Source organism: Flavobacterium sp. NG2 (genome assembly GCF_034119845.1).
Classification (GTDB): Bacteria; Bacteroidota; Bacteroidia; order Flavobacteriales; family Flavobacteriaceae; genus Flavobacterium.
In genome coordinates this window covers 3,154,209-3,168,223 of record NZ_CP139420.1, presented here as the reverse complement: position 1 = coordinate 3,168,223, position 14,015 = coordinate 3,154,209, and the positions used below count along the sequence as shown (strand labels likewise).

Sequence of the window (14,015 nt, the reverse complement as noted above, 5' to 3'; positions counted from 1 at the left end):
ATACTAAATAATAAACAAATGTCAAAAGTAAAATTAGGAATAAACGGATTCGGTAGAATTGGAAGAATTGTGTTTAGAGAGTCTTTTAATAGAGATAATGTAGAGGTTGTAGCAATCAACGATTTATTAGATGTTGATCACTTAGCTTACTTGTTAAAATATGATTCAGTACATGGTCGTTTTGATGGTGATGTAGAAGTAAAAGAAGGAAAATTATACGTTAACGGAAGAAATATTCGTATCACAGCTGAAAGAAATCCAGCTGACTTGAAATGGAATGAAGTTGATGTTGATGTTGTTGCTGAGTGTACAGGTATCTTTACAACTGTTGAAACAGCTAATGAGCATATCAAAGGTGGTGCTAAAAAAGTAATTATTTCTGCACCTTCTGCTGATGCTCCAATGTTTGTAATGGGAGTAAACCACGAAACTGCTAAAGCTACTGATTTAGTTGTTTCTAACGCTTCTTGTACAACTAACTGTTTAGCTCCATTGGCTAAAGTAATTAATGATAACTTCGGAATTGTTGAAGCTTTGATGACAACTGTTCATGCTACAACTTCAACTCAAATGACTGCTGATGGTCCTTCTAGAAAAGACTGGAGAGGTGGACGTGCTGCTGCTATCAACATTATCCCATCATCTACAGGAGCTGCAAAAGCAGTTGGAAAAGTAATTCCTGAATTGAATGGAAAATTGACTGGTATGGCTTTCCGTGTTCCTACAGCTGACGTTTCTACAGTAGATTTAACTGTAAAAGTTGCTAAAGAAACTTCATACGAAGAAATTATGGCAGTTTTGAAAAATGCTTCTGAGACTTCAATGAAAGGTATCTTAGGATATACTGAAGATGCTGTTGTATCTCAAGATTTTATCTCTGATAAAAGAACATCTATCATTGATGCTACTGCAGGAATTGGATTAAACTCTACTTTCTTCAAATTAGTATCATGGTATGATAATGAGTATGGTTATTCAAGTAAATTAATTGATTTATCAGTTCATATTGCAGGATTAAAATAATCAACAAATTACACATAATAAAAATCCCGTTATGATTATTTAACGGGATTTTTTTATACTTTAGAATTTAGATTAACTATAAAACCAAAAAAGAAATGAGATTATTAGTGGATAGTGGTTCTACAAAAGCTGATTGGGTTGCAATTGATGATGCTGGAAAAGTATTATTTACTACCCAAACTTTAGGTTTGAATCCAGAGGTTCTGGAAAAAGAGGTTATTGTGGAGCGTTTGAATGACCGTTTTGATATTTTACAAAATAAAGATACTGCAACCCATTTGTTTTTTTATGGAGCTGGCTGTGGTACTGACAAAATGAAAAAAACACTAACTGGGATATTTAAAGAGTATTTTTCAAATGCCAGTATTGTGGTTGAGGAAGATACCTACGCGGCTGTCTATGCTACAACACCAAAAGACGAAAAAGCAATTGTATGTATTTTGGGAACTGGTTCTAATTGTAGTTATTTTGATGGTACTACATTACATCAAAAAGTACAATCATTAGGTTATATTGTGATGGATGATTGTAGTGGAAACGTTTTTGGTAAAGAATTAATTAGAAAATATTATTTTAATAAAATGCCAAAAGAGTTAGCTGTTGAATTTGAAAAAGAATATAATTTAGAGCCTGATTTCATTAAGGCAAAATTATATAAAGAAGCTAATCCCAATGCTTATTTGGCAACTTTTGCTAAATTCTTAATTCAAAATAAAGAGCATCCTTTTTGTCAAAAAATAATTTTTAAAGGGATGAAATCTTTTGTTAAAAATTATGTAAAGCAATATGATAATTGCAAGGAAGTACCTGTTCATTTTGTAGGTTCAATTGCATTTTATTTAAAAGAAGAATTGCAGCAAACTTTTGATAAATATGAATTACAATTAGGAAATGTATTGAGAAGACCAATTGATGGTTTAATCGCATTTCATGGTCAAAATAAATAAATAATTATTATGGAAATAGCAGTTATAGCTCACGATGGTAAAAAAGTGGATATGGTTCAATTCTTAAATAAGAACATCGACTTATTACGACAAGAAAATATTAAAATTATTGCTACTGGAACTACAGGAGGTAAAGCTGAAAATGCAGGTTTTAAAGTTAAGAAAATGCTTTCAGGCCCAATGGGTGGGGATGCTCAAATTGCAGCCAGAGTAGCAGAAGGAAAAACGAAAATGGTTTTATTCTTTAAAGACCCCTTGGCAAGTCATGCACATGAGGTAGATATTAATATGCTTCTGCGTGTGTGTGATGTACACAATGTGCCTATTGCAACAAATGAAGCTTCGGCACAATTGTTTTTAAATGCTATAGCATTGCAATCATAGAGATTTCAATATTTACATTTTTTGGCAAACATGATACTTGAACCGTTTCACGAGCTGGAGCGGTTGTTTCATTTAAATAGGAGCCGTATACTGCATTGATACTCGCAAAATCATTCATATTTATTATGAAAATAGATGTCTTTACAACATTTTCAAATGTCATACCTGCTGCTAATAATATAGCATTTAAATTCTCCATTACTTGCTTCGTTTCAGCTTCAATAGAATCACTAATGACTTCTCCTGTTTTAGGATTTATAGGAATTTGGCCTGAAATATAAAGAGTGTCATTTTTTAATATCGCTTGATTGTATGGGCCAATAGGAGCAGGAGCTTCTGGTGTAAAAATTACATTTTTCATGGTTTAGGTATTAACGTGAATTATAAAAATAGATAGAATAGTAAATTTACAATTTTAAATTTATTCTAGAAATAAATTAACTTCCTTTACCTTGTTGTCGTGCTGTTTTTATCCCATTTAATGTCGCTAAGAACACCTGATTTGATTCCGATAAAAAAGTTCCAGTTAGCATTTGTTCCAAATGGAGTCCAGTTCACACTCATTCTCCAACTCAATAAATCTCTTTCAAGACGCAATTGTGTGTAGGTTACACCCTTTTGTACAAAATCGTATCCAGTAGAAACTCCAACTTTCCATTTTGGAGTTAAATCTGTATTGGCTGAAATCATAATCGAGTTAGCCGTAATTGATTTTTCACGGTTATTATTCCCATAAGTCAATGAGTAAGCAAAAGTAATATCCCATGGCAATTTAGAATGGAAAAATTCAGATACTACGTCGTCCCCTTTTTCTTCACTTCCGTCAAAAGAGCTTCTTCGGTTATTTCCAAAATCATTACTGGTTCCAAACAAATCATCTTCACGTCCACCGTTACGAGTAGTCTGTGAGTCTTTAGCTTTATTTCTGTCTTCCTTATCGGTACTAGAAATCGAGTAATTCAGAGTCATATTAGCACTTGTCATACGAAATAAACTTCCTCCATTGTCAATATTAAAGGTGTTAATTCTGTTTCCTGAATTGTCAATGGCATAAGGATCTAATGTCGCTCCAAAATTGACATTCATTTTATCTTTGAATAGCTGAGTACCACCACTTACCCTAACAGGTGACCATGCAAGATTAGTTTCTCCGTCAGCATTCAAATTATAGCTTGTTGATAAATTGAAGTTGTTAAGCAGCATTATTTTTTTAGGCTCCGTTTTAGTACTGTCTCTATCGGTTACTTTAGCTTCAAATGTATTGCTAATACTAATTCCTAAATTACTAGAGTTAGTTAAACCAGGGGCTCCATAGATGCTGTTTTCAAATCGTGAGTATTGTTTGGTCATTGTTCCACTAGCATCAGTAGCATAAGTGTCGTAGTATTTTTCAAAACTAGGAGTATAGCTATACGATAACGATGGACGCATAACGTGTCTTATAGATTTAATTTTTTTGTCTTCACCAAAATTAAAAGTACCATAAATAGTTGTTCCTAAACTTGAAGAAAAATTGTACGTACGGTAAGCGTCAAATCCATTTTTGGTTACATCTACAACGGCACTTTGGTCAACATCATAGCTTCTATTTAGTGTTTTTGCAGTCCAAACCTCTTCGTAATTAGCAGATGTTGATGCACTGAAATATTTAAACAACTTAAAGTTAGTACTAATTGGAATACTATGTTGAACTCCCAATTTAGCATCATCAAACATTTGTGGTTTGAAAAACAACGAATCGGTTGTTGTAATACTATTTCTTCCGTTTAAGTTATACTGTAAGTTGATGTTTTTGATAAATCCTTTTTTACTATCATTTTCTTTTGAGAATGGGTAAATACGGTCTACACTTAATTGAAGTGTAGGAAGGGTCATATCTATGGTTTCGGTTTGGGTGTTTTGAGAATGGGTTGCCGTTAGCGACATTCTAACTTGAGGAACCGAATTGAATGTTTTGGAATAGGAAACAGATGAGCTTAGTGTATTATTTAATCGGGAACCAATATTAGATTGATTTATCGATTGATTGAAATATTTACTACTTCCTAAATTGACAGAAGCAGAAAAGCTAGCATTAGGATTCGCTTTTGAATCTCTAGAGTGCGACCATTGAATATTGTAGATTTTCTGTTTTGAATAGTCTGGATAACCTCTCTCGCTGGTAATTAAGTTTTCATATCTAAAATTCATATTCCCTCTAAAACGGTATCGTTTAGCGTAGGACGATTCAAAACGTAATCCATAACTTCCATTGGTATAATAATCTCCAATAGCTGTTAAGTCATAATTATCTGTTAGTGCAAAATAGTATCCTCCATTTTGTAATGAAAAACCTCTTGTATTTGAATCATTATAACTGGGTAAGATAATTCCAGATACACTCGTTTCTTTACTCATTGGGAAATAGGCAAACGGTAGAGCGATAGGTGTGGGAACATCAGCAATGACCATATTAGTTAAGCCTGTAATTACTTTTTTTCCAGGGATAAATTTTACTTTATTTGTTTGAAAATAATATTCAGGTTTGTCCACATTTGTAGAAGTTGTAAATCGGGCACCTTTTAAAAAATAAACAGAATCATTTTCTTTTTTTGTTATAGAAGCTTTGACTTTAAACTCTCCTTGGTCAGTTCTAGAATTCCAAATTAATGCTTTTTTGGTTTTGAAATTAAACCTAATTGAGTCTGGTTCTACAACATTAGTTCCTTGTTTGAAATTAGGATATTGGGTATATTTACCAGTAGAATCTTTAATTCTTCCTGCGTAAACTTCATTTTTTTCATAATCTAGTACAATGATTCCCGATTTTAATTCAACATCTTGGTAGTAAAGTTCGGCTTGATCATATAAAGTGATATGCTTTTTCTTTTGGTCTATTTTAGCATATTGAGCAGCCTTATACTTTACTTTTCCATCAAGAAAAGGCTTTTTAGTTTTTATACTATCTACTTTTTTAAGGCTATCGATAGGTTTTTTAGTATCTATGTTCTTTTTTTGAGAAACTTCTAAGGAGTTGTCTATTTGCGTTTTGGCGGGGATAGAAGTTGACTTTTTGCGCAAATCCTGTGAATATAAATTATTATATCCAAGACTTAGAATGAACGATAATAAAACGATATTAAATAAGTTTGTCTGCAAAGGTTTAAATACTATTTTTGTAAAAAATTATGGCTTGTTATTTGATGTGACAAACTTACATATTATTTTTTGCCAAAAATAATCAATTGAACAAATTATAGCGATAGCTTTTTAATTAAATTAACTTTATAATTTATGTATACTTTGAATAAAATTAAAGTGATTTTTACTTTTCTTGTAATTATATCTTCATTCTCTTCTTATAGTCAATCCAATATATTTAAAGTAACATTAGATGCTGGACATGGTGATCATGATTTTGGTGCTGTTTATAGTGGTCATGTTGAAAAAAACATTGCTTTAGCTATTGTACTTAAAGTCGGAGAAATGCTTGAAGCGTATCCAAAAGTTGAAGTGACGTATACACGAAAAACAGATGTATTTATAGATTTGGTTGAAAGAGCAAATATTGCCAATAGAGCTAATGCAAGTGTATTCGTTTCTATTCATTGTAATGCCAGTAAAAATACTTCTGCTGATGGTACTGAAACTTATGTGATGGGTATGAATAAGATTGCTTCTAATTTAGAGGCAGCAAAGAAGGAAAATGCAGTTATTACTTTAGAAAAAGATTACAAAAGAAAATACGAAGGTTTTGACCCCAATTCTCCAGAAACGATGATTGGAATGAAATTAATGCAAGAGGAATATTTAGAAAACAGTATTTCTTTGGCCAGTAAGATCGAAAATGAATTTGAAAAGATTGGAAAAAAGATTAGAGGAGGAGGGGTAAAGCAAGCGCCATTTATGGTGTTGCATAAAGCCTATATGCCTAGAGTTTTAATTGAAACTGGGTTTATTTCAAATCCTGTTGAAGGTAAAATATTAGATTCAGAAGAGGGGCAAAGAGAAATTGCGAGAGCGATTACCAATGCAATCATTAGGTATAAAAATGAATATTTTGGGAATGGTACTGAAAGTTACGAACCGGCAAAAACGACTCCAAAAGTAGCTGAAAAACCAGTTGCCAAAGACACTTCAACACCAGTTAAAACGACTGCTGATACCACAAAAACATCTTCAGTAACGTCACAGGGTAATAATGACACTGTTTTTAAAGTACAAATCACAGCGATAAGTAAAAAAATAGCTTTGGTTCCTAAAAATTTTAAAGGACTTGATCGAATTTCGGTTAATTATGAAAATGATTTGTATCGTTATATGTATGGAGAAACAGCAGATTATAACGAAGCAAAAAAGCTTTTAGATGAGGCAAAATCAAAAGGTTATGAATTTGCATTTATCACCGCATTTGTAGGAGGGAAGAAAGTCAGTGTACAAGATGCTATCAAATAAGCAACCGTTCTAAACTATTTTATATTAAATTTGTAATAAATTCAATCATTTTGAAACTATCAAGAGAAATTAAAACAGCAATTTTAGTAATTGCGTCGATATTGTTATTTATTTGGGGATACAGTTTTTTAAAAGGAAGAGATCTTTTTACAAATTACAAAACCTTTTATGTTGAGTATGAAAATGTAGAAGGGCTTGCACCTTCGGCACCAGTAACACTTAATGGTTTGGTTATTGGAAAACTAAACGGAATAAAAATCAATGAATCTACTGGGAAATTATTAGTCGAACTTCAGATTAAAACAGATTTCCCTATCTCAAAATCAAGTGCGGCAATAATTTATGAGCCTGGTTTTATCGGAGGAAAGCAAATCGCAATCGAGCCTAATTTTGAAGATAAGGTGTTGGCAGTTTCTGGTGACCATATAAGCGGTAACGTAAGAGTTGGCTTGACTCAAAAACTAGGTGATCAACTAGTTCCTTTGCAAGAAAAAATCGAAAAGTTAATGGCTAATGCTGATTTACTTATTACCAATGTTAATAACGTTTTAGATAAAAAAGCACAAGAAGATCTGAAAAAATCTTTGTCTGAAATGAGCAAAACAATGGAAGAATTCCATAAAGCATCTGCAAATGTCAATACTATTTTAGATGAAAATAAAACACAAATTAAAGGCGTAGTAACTAACTTTAATAAAATTTCTACTAATTTCTCTAAAATTTCTGATTCAATAAACAAAGCTAATCTGGGGAAAACTATTAGAACATTGAACAGTACCATGGTAAAGGTTAATGGCATTATGACTGGTTTAGAAGCTGGTAAAGGATCAATGGGGAAACTATTGAAAGATGATGCTTTATATACCAACTTTTCTAAGAGTTCTAAAGAATTAGAATTGTTATTACAAGATGTTCGATTATATCCAACAAGATATATTAATGTATCGCTTTTTGGTAAAAAGAACAAACCATATAAAGCTCCAGTTGTAGATTCTCTTTCTATTAATAAAAACAAATAGTTATGAACTATTTAGATAACATATTATTTGCAGTATTACTGATTGTAGGTTTCGGTTATTTTTATACTAACGTTAAAAAACTAATCCGAAACATTAATCTAGGTATTGATATTGACCGTACTGACAATGCTTCGGCTCGTTGGAAAAATATGGCGATGATTGCATTAGGGCAATCTAAAATGGTCAAACGTCCTATTGCGGGTATTTTGCATATTATCGTTTATGTAGGTTTTATTATTATCAACATCGAGTTACTTGAAATAATTATTGATGGATTATTTGGGACACATCGTATTTTTGAATCTCTTGGAACTGCCTACGGTTGTTTGATAGGTTCTTTTGAAATTCTCGCAGTATTAGTTTTAGTGGCAGTAATCGTATTTTGGATTCGTCGTAATATAATAAGATTACAACGTTTCATTAATCCAGATTTAAAAGGTTTCCCAAAAAATGATGCCAATTACATTCTTTATTTCGAAATGGTCTTAATGACTCTTTTCTTATTAATGAACGCGACTGATATTCATTTCCAAATGAATAGTTCAGGGAATGTAATTTCTCAATTTATCACACCATTATTTTCAGGTTTTTCAGAATCGACACTTCATCTTGTTGAAAGAACAGCATGGTGGTTGCATATCACAGGTATCTTGATTTTTTTGAATTATCTGTATTTTTCAAAGCACCTTCATATTTTATTAGCTTTCCCAAATACCTATTTTGCTGATTTGAATCCGTTAGGACAATTCAATAATTTAGAGGCAGTTACCAATGAGGTAAAACTAATGATGGATCCTAACGCTGATCCGTTTGCTGCTCCTGCACCAGCAGAAGGAGAGGTTCCTGCTAAGTTTGGTGCTAGTGATGTACAAGATTTGAATTGGGTTCAACTACTAAATGCATATACCTGTACTGAGTGTGGTCGTTGTACTTCATCCTGTCCAGCAAATCTGACAGGCAAGAAGTTATCACCTCGTAAGATAATGATGGATACTAGAGACCGTCTAGAAGAAGTTGGTAAAAACATCGATGCTAATAAAGGGATTTTCATACCTGATAATAAAACTTTACTTAACGATTACATCACTCCAGAAGAATTATGGGCCTGTACTTCTTGTAACGCTTGTGTTGAAGAATGTCCAGTAAACATCAGTCCCCTTTCTATAATTATGGATATGCGTCGTTATTTAGTAATGGAACAAAGTGCTGCTCCTATGCCTATTAATGCTATGATGACGAATGTAGAAAACAACGGTGCACCATGGCCATACAGCCAGCAAGATAGATTGAACTGGAAAAACGAAATATAGTTGAAAAGTTTAAATGTTTAATCGGTTAATCGGTTAAACGTTTAACCGATTAACCGATTAAACAAAATATAATGTCAGAAAATTTAATAGTGCCAACAATGGCTGAAATGCTTGCTCAAGGGAAACAACCCGAAGTACTATTTTGGGTAGGTTGCGCAGGAAGTTTTGATGATAGAGCCAAGAAAATAACAAAAGCATTTGTACGTATTTTAAATCGCGCTAATGTACCTTTTGCCGTTTTAGGTGCCGAAGAAAGTTGTACTGGTGATCCTGCCAAAAGAGCTGGGAATGAATTTTTGTTTCAAATGCAAGCCATGATGAATATCGAGCTGTTGAATGCTTATGAAGCAAAAAAAATCGTTACCGCTTGTCCACATTGTTTTAATACTTTAAAGAATGAATATCCAGAACTAGGAGGACAATACGAAGTAGTTCACCATACCGAGTTTTTGAAATCATTATTAGACGATGGTCGTTTAACAATTGAAGGCGGGCAATTCAAAGGAAAAAAAATAACATTCCACGACCCTTGTTATTTAGGTAGAGCAAACAAAGTATATGAAGCGCCTAGAGATTTAATTCAAAAACTTGATTCAGAGTTGGTAGAGATGAAACGCTCTCGTGCTAATGGATTGTGTTGTGGTGCAGGTGGAGCACAAATGTTCAAAGATGCTGAACCAGGTAACAAAGAAGTAAACATTCTAAGAACCGAAGATGCTCTTGAAACTAAGCCTGAAATTATCGCCACTGGTTGTCCATTTTGCAACACCATGATGACGGACGGAATCAAAAACAAAGAAAAAGAAGGAGATGTCAAAGTATTAGACATTGCCGAATTAATTGCCAATGCTCAGGATTTGTAAATTATTATAAATTATAAAGTAAGATTTCAAGTTCGTTTATCGAATATCTAAAACTTGAAACTTTAAACTTGAAACAAAAAAACAAAAAAATGTACGTACCATTTGAAAATTTACCCAATGAATCCAGAATTTGGATTTACCAATCCAACAGAAAGTTTTCGGATGCCGAAATTTCAGAAATTGAAACGGATTTAAAATTATTCTTAGAAGGTTGGGCTGCACACGGAACAAGTTTAGAAGCCTCATACCAATTAAAATACAATCGTTTTATTATTTTAGCTGTGAACCAAGAGGTTCAGGCGGCAACTGGTTGTTCTATTGATGCTTCAGTTGTATTTATTCAAAAATTAGAAAAAAAATATAATGTAGATTTGTTAGACAAGATGAATGTTACCTTTAAGCAAGGAGAACATATTGCTCACAAACCATTATTAGATTTTAAGAAAATGGTCAAAGATAAATCTGTTACTGAAAACACAATTGTCTTTAACAACCTAATTAATAATGTTCAAGAATTCAATGAATCTTGGGAAGTTGAAGCAATTGATAGCTGGCACAGCCGATTCTTTTAAACATAGTTTACACAACCAACACTAAGTAGATACTAAGATTTTATAGAAGCCTGATTGAGAAAATTGTAATTTTTCAATCGGGTTTTTTTTGAAACATATAAATAATAGATTTGTATTTAAGCTGTGTGCTTTGGATGAGTTTTAGTTTATTTAAGTTTTTCAAAATCCTTTTAATCTATGTAATCTGTGGTCAAGTTTTTAAGTGATTATATGCCAAATAATTTTGTTTAATTACAATCACTCACTAATTTTTACAACGAAACAAAACTAATATCTCTTTAGTTTTAACTTATTTTAACTCTTTTGTGGAGCTATTTTGAGTAATTTCGCTTTATATAAAATACATTAGATGAAAATTGCAATAGTTTGTTATCCTACTTTTGGTGGGAGTGGAGTGGTAGCTACTGAGTTAGGATTAGAATTAGCTCGTATGGGACACGAAATTCATTTTATAACCTACAGTCAGCCAGTACGTTTGGCGCTATTGAATTCTAATGTACACTACCATGAAGTAAACGTACCCGAATATCCATTGTTTCATTACCAGCCCTATGAATTAGCTTTATCTAGCAAATTAGTAGATATGGTAAAGTTGTATAAAATTGAAATATTACATGTTCACTATGCTATTCCACATGCCTATGCAGGTTATATGGCAAGACAAATGCTAAAAGATGAAGGAATTCATATTCCAATGGTAACAACCTTACATGGTACTGATATTACACTAGTTGGAAACCACCCCTTTTATAAGCCAGCTGTAAGTTTTAGTATTAATAAATCTGATGTAGTTACTTCGGTATCTCAAAGTTTAAAAGAAGACACTTATCGTTTATTAAATATTAAGAAAGACATTCATGTAATTCCTAATTTTATCGAATTAGATAAAAATACGCAAGATCCTCATATTCCATGTCGTCGTTCAGTAATGGCAAATAAGGATGAGAAAATAATTACTCATATTAGTAATTTCAGAAAAGTAAAACGTATTCCTGATATTATTACTATTTTTTATAAAATTCAGCAAAAAATCCCAGCAAAACTGATGATGGTAGGAGATGGTCCCGAAAAGGAAAAGGCTGAAATTTTATGTCAAGAATTGGGCATTTTAGATAAAGTTATCTTTTTTGGGAATAGTAACGAAATAGATAAAATTTTGAGTTATTCGGATTTATTCTTATTGCCTTCATCAACAGAAAGTTTTGGATTAGCAGCATTAGAGGCAATGGCTTGGAGTGTGCCTGTGATTTCCAGTAATTCTGGAGGATTACCTGAAGTAAATTTTGATGGTGTTTCTGGTTATTTGAGTGATGTTGGAAATATTGATGAAATGGCAGAGAATGCAATAAAAATTCTATCTGACGAAGTAGTTCTTTCGAATTTCAAAAAAAATGCGCTTGAAGTAGCCAAGAAATTTGATATAAAAAACATATTGCCACTATATGTGAGTATATACGAGAAAGCATTAGAAAAATATGCTAAAAAAAGTAAGTCATCCTCTTAAAATTTTATAACAATTGAAAAATATAAAGTATATAGTGCTAAGTTTGGTTCTAGCTTCTTGTGGTGCATCGTCAACCAAGAAGGGAGTTATTCCTCCTTTGTTTGAAGTGTTAACTCAGCAATCAGATGGTGGCGCAAATATTCAGTTCTATGAAATTCTGACGGAGCCAAATGAAATTAAAATGTTGCAAAATGACGAATTTTTGAAAAAGAAAATAAGCACATTAGATGTGCAGAAATCAAATTTCCTTATTTTGAATATGGGCGAGAAACCTACTGGAGGGTATTCTATTGGTGTTGAAAGTGTAGAACAAGTTGCTGACTCAATTCATGTCAGAGTAAAGGAAGTAAAACCCGAAACTGGCGCTATGGTTACACAAAGTATTACTTATCCATACTGTGTTGTTAAAATAAATTCCAAAAAAGGAATTCGTATAAAATAAAAAATGCCGCAATCAAAGCGGCATTTTTGTTATCTTTTATAAGGTATTAGAATTGGTATCTCAACGATAACGCAACATCAGAGCCATAATTATTTTTATAATATCCACTTCCTCCAAATTCAGGTCTGAAGTCTAATGAAATTAACAATGGGATATCAAAGTTGTACTCAATACCGATATCACCAGCAGCAAAAACAAAGGTATCATTATAGTGTACATCTTTGTGATCGTAGCTATAACTACCTAATCCTCCACCAACACCTGCATACCAATTAAATCCTCCATCAATGTTCCATACCCATTGGTAAATACCAGTTAGTTTTATAGCCTTGTCATCGTATCCATAGTTATTGTAATTGTTACGATTTCTCCACCCTAAGTCTAATTCTAGTCTATTGTTACTAGACAGACCTCTTTGGTAAGAAAGTTCTCCTCCAAAACCACCACTATCCCCAAAACGTAATCCTAAAGCGTTTTTAGAAATTTCTTGAGCTTGACTGCTGAATGCTAATCCCATTAGCATAAAAGCTGATAAAATAAGTTTTTTCATAATTTTTCAAATTGTTTTAAACAAAGTTACAGCTAAAGTTAACATTAAATTTATATAATATTAGTAATAAATTATAGAATTCACATAGTTGACTTGTAAATAATTTATTATCAATATTATATGTAGGTTAATTATTTGGAAAAAAGAATTGAAGCGATTAACTTATGATTTAAGACTTCTTCGTTATCTTCCTCATTTCCAATGTCTGAATAGCAATGATCTTGAAATCGTCTTAACTTCCATTTTTTCTTATTGTACTCTAAAGCGGTTAAATTTTCGACCCAGTCTCCAGAATTAAGATATAAAGTAGTCCCGTTTTTAGTGATTTTTTGAACCATTTTAGGTTCATGAATATGGCCACATATAACGTAATCATATTTATTTTCAATAGCTAGTTCAGCAGCTGTGAGTTCAAAATCTGAAATATGTTTAACAGCTTTTTTGACACTGGCCTTTATTTTTTTTGAAAAAGAATAAGGTTCCTGTTTCATTTTGCTAAGGCACCAATTTACAAAACGGTTCACTAATATTAGGTAATCGTATCCGATACCTCCAAGTTTTGCAATCCATTTGGCATGGTTTACAGAAGCATCAAAAACATCCCCATGAAAAATCCATGCTTTTTTATCATCTAATTCCAAAACTAACTTGTCTACTAATGAGAAGTTTCCCATTTCGAAGTCGCTAAATTTACGTAGCATCTCGTCATGATTTCCAGTTATATAGTAAACCTTTGTTCCTTTTGATGCTAGAGACATAATTTTTTGAAGCACCTTCAAATGTGACTTTGGGAAATAGGATTTTCTAAATTGCCAAATATCAATAATGTCTCCATTTAATACTAAGGTATCGGGTTTTATCGAAGATAAATATTTAAATAGTTCTTTGGCGTGACTTCCATAAGTTCCAAGATGTGTATCCGAAATCACAACTAATTCGACCTTTCTTTTTTTCAATGTAATCTAAA

At 32.4% G+C, this 14,015-nt stretch carries 14 protein-coding genes; 10 read left to right on the top strand and 4 right to left on the bottom strand.

What is annotated here, in order from left to right; genetic code table 11:
• Positions 1-18 precede the first annotated feature (18 nt).
• From gap to SLW70_RS12825, 3 genes are all read left to right on the top strand, one after another.
• On the top strand, positions 19-1,023 hold the full coding sequence (gene gap / locus SLW70_RS12835; protein WP_320888862.1) for a type I glyceraldehyde-3-phosphate dehydrogenase: 1,005 nt from the start codon (positions 19-21) through the stop codon (positions 1,021-1,023).
• A 95-nt stretch (positions 1,024-1,118) separates the two neighbouring features.
• Positions 1,119-1,970 carry an N-acetylglucosamine kinase gene (locus tag SLW70_RS12830; RefSeq protein WP_320888860.1) on the top strand — a complete coding sequence of 284 codons (852 nt, stop codon included), beginning with the start codon at positions 1,119-1,121 and terminating at the stop codon, positions 1,968-1,970.
• Positions 1,971-1,979: 9 nt separating this feature from the next.
• Complete coding sequence (locus SLW70_RS12825) at positions 1,980-2,354, top strand: methylglyoxal synthase (protein WP_320888858.1); 375 nt, start codon at positions 1,980-1,982, stop codon at positions 2,352-2,354.
• On the opposite strand, the gene SLW70_RS12820 is transcribed toward SLW70_RS12825, so the two are convergent.
• Together SLW70_RS12820 and SLW70_RS12815 are read right to left on the bottom strand one after the other, a co-directional pair.
• Positions 2,335-2,715 carry a Rid family detoxifying hydrolase gene (locus SLW70_RS12820; RefSeq protein ID WP_320888856.1) on the bottom strand — a complete coding sequence of 127 codons (381 nt, stop codon included), beginning with the start codon at positions 2,713-2,715 and terminating at the stop codon, positions 2,335-2,337. The genes SLW70_RS12825 and SLW70_RS12820 overlap by 20 nt on opposite strands.
• Positions 2,716-2,801: 86 nt before the next feature.
• A complete protein-coding gene (locus SLW70_RS12815) occupies positions 2,802-5,492 on the bottom strand; it encodes a putative LPS assembly protein LptD (RefSeq protein WP_320888854.1) in 2,691 nt (896 codons plus the stop codon).
• Positions 5,493-5,627: 135 nt separating this feature from the next.
• On the opposite strand from SLW70_RS12815, the gene SLW70_RS12810 reads away from it, so the two are divergent.
• The 7 genes from SLW70_RS12810 to SLW70_RS12780 all read left to right on the top strand — a co-directional run bounded on the left by SLW70_RS12810 (position 5,628) and on the right by SLW70_RS12780 (position 12,498).
• Positions 5,628-6,788: an N-acetylmuramoyl-L-alanine amidase gene (locus tag SLW70_RS12810; protein WP_320888852.1), complete on the top strand. Its 1,161-nt coding sequence runs from the start codon at positions 5,628-5,630 to the stop codon at positions 6,786-6,788.
• Between the two features lie 50 nt (positions 6,789-6,838).
• The gene (locus SLW70_RS12805) at positions 6,839-7,807 is read left to right on the top strand and encodes an MlaD family protein (RefSeq protein ID WP_320888850.1); all 969 of its coding nucleotides are present in this window, start codon (positions 6,839-6,841) and stop codon (positions 7,805-7,807) included.
• Between the two features lie 2 nt (positions 7,808-7,809).
• Complete coding sequence (locus tag SLW70_RS12800) at positions 7,810-9,117, top strand: 4Fe-4S dicluster domain-containing protein (RefSeq protein ID WP_320888848.1); 1,308 nt, start codon at positions 7,810-7,812, stop codon at positions 9,115-9,117.
• 71 nt (positions 9,118-9,188) lie between these two features.
• Positions 9,189-9,980, top strand: a complete 792-nt coding sequence (locus SLW70_RS12795; protein WP_320888847.1) for a (Fe-S)-binding protein — start codon at positions 9,189-9,191, stop codon at positions 9,978-9,980.
• 89 nt (positions 9,981-10,069) lie between these two features.
• Complete coding sequence (locus SLW70_RS12790) at positions 10,070-10,552, top strand: ABC transporter ATPase (protein ID WP_320888846.1); 483 nt, start codon at positions 10,070-10,072, stop codon at positions 10,550-10,552.
• A 349-nt stretch (positions 10,553-10,901) separates the two neighbouring features.
• A complete protein-coding gene (gene bshA / locus SLW70_RS12785) occupies positions 10,902-12,056 on the top strand; it encodes an N-acetyl-alpha-D-glucosaminyl L-malate synthase BshA (RefSeq protein WP_320888845.1) in 1,155 nt (384 codons plus the stop codon).
• A gap of 13 nt (positions 12,057-12,069) precedes the next feature.
• The gene (locus SLW70_RS12780; RefSeq protein ID WP_320888844.1) at positions 12,070-12,498 is read left to right on the top strand and encodes a protease complex subunit PrcB family protein; all 429 of its coding nucleotides are present in this window, start codon (positions 12,070-12,072) and stop codon (positions 12,496-12,498) included.
• Between the two features lie 46 nt (positions 12,499-12,544).
• Here the strand turns inward: SLW70_RS12780 and SLW70_RS12775 are convergent, their stop codons facing one another.
• Together SLW70_RS12775 and SLW70_RS12770 are read right to left on the bottom strand one after the other, a co-directional pair.
• Complete coding sequence (locus SLW70_RS12775; protein WP_320888842.1) at positions 12,545-13,048, bottom strand: hypothetical protein; 504 nt, start codon at positions 13,046-13,048, stop codon at positions 12,545-12,547.
• Positions 13,049-13,179: 131 nt separating this feature from the next.
• Positions 13,180-14,004: a UDP-2,3-diacylglucosamine diphosphatase gene (locus SLW70_RS12770; RefSeq protein WP_320888840.1), complete on the bottom strand. Its 825-nt coding sequence runs from the start codon at positions 14,002-14,004 to the stop codon at positions 13,180-13,182.
• Between the last annotated feature and the right edge of the window lie 11 nt (positions 14,005-14,015).

What these genes read in the sequence shown, in the direction of transcription:
- SLW70_RS12795 (WP_320888847.1), top strand. Translation starts at nt 9,189, where the DNA reads ATGTCAGAAAATTTAATAGTGCCAACAATGGCTGAAATGCTTGCTCAA.
- SLW70_RS12775 (WP_320888842.1), bottom strand. Translation starts at nt 13,048, where the DNA reads ATGAAAAAACTTATTTTATCAGCTTTTATGCTAATGGGATTAGCATTC.
- SLW70_RS12830 (WP_320888860.1), top strand. Translation starts at nt 1,119, where the DNA reads ATGAGATTATTAGTGGATAGTGGTTCTACAAAAGCTGATTGGGTTGCA.
- SLW70_RS12790 (WP_320888846.1), top strand. Translation starts at nt 10,070, where the DNA reads ATGTACGTACCATTTGAAAATTTACCCAATGAATCCAGAATTTGGATT.
- SLW70_RS12810 (WP_320888852.1), top strand. Translation starts at nt 5,628, where the DNA reads ATGTATACTTTGAATAAAATTAAAGTGATTTTTACTTTTCTTGTAATT.
- SLW70_RS12820 (WP_320888856.1), bottom strand. Translation starts at nt 2,715, where the DNA reads ATGAAAAATGTAATTTTTACACCAGAAGCTCCTGCTCCTATTGGCCCA.
- gap (WP_320888862.1), top strand. Translation starts at nt 19, where the DNA reads ATGTCAAAAGTAAAATTAGGAATAAACGGATTCGGTAGAATTGGAAGA.
- SLW70_RS12825 (WP_320888858.1), top strand. Translation starts at nt 1,980, where the DNA reads ATGGAAATAGCAGTTATAGCTCACGATGGTAAAAAAGTGGATATGGTT.
- bshA (WP_320888845.1), top strand. Translation starts at nt 10,902, where the DNA reads ATGAAAATTGCAATAGTTTGTTATCCTACTTTTGGTGGGAGTGGAGTG.
- SLW70_RS12800 (WP_320888848.1), top strand. Translation starts at nt 7,810, where the DNA reads ATGAACTATTTAGATAACATATTATTTGCAGTATTACTGATTGTAGGT.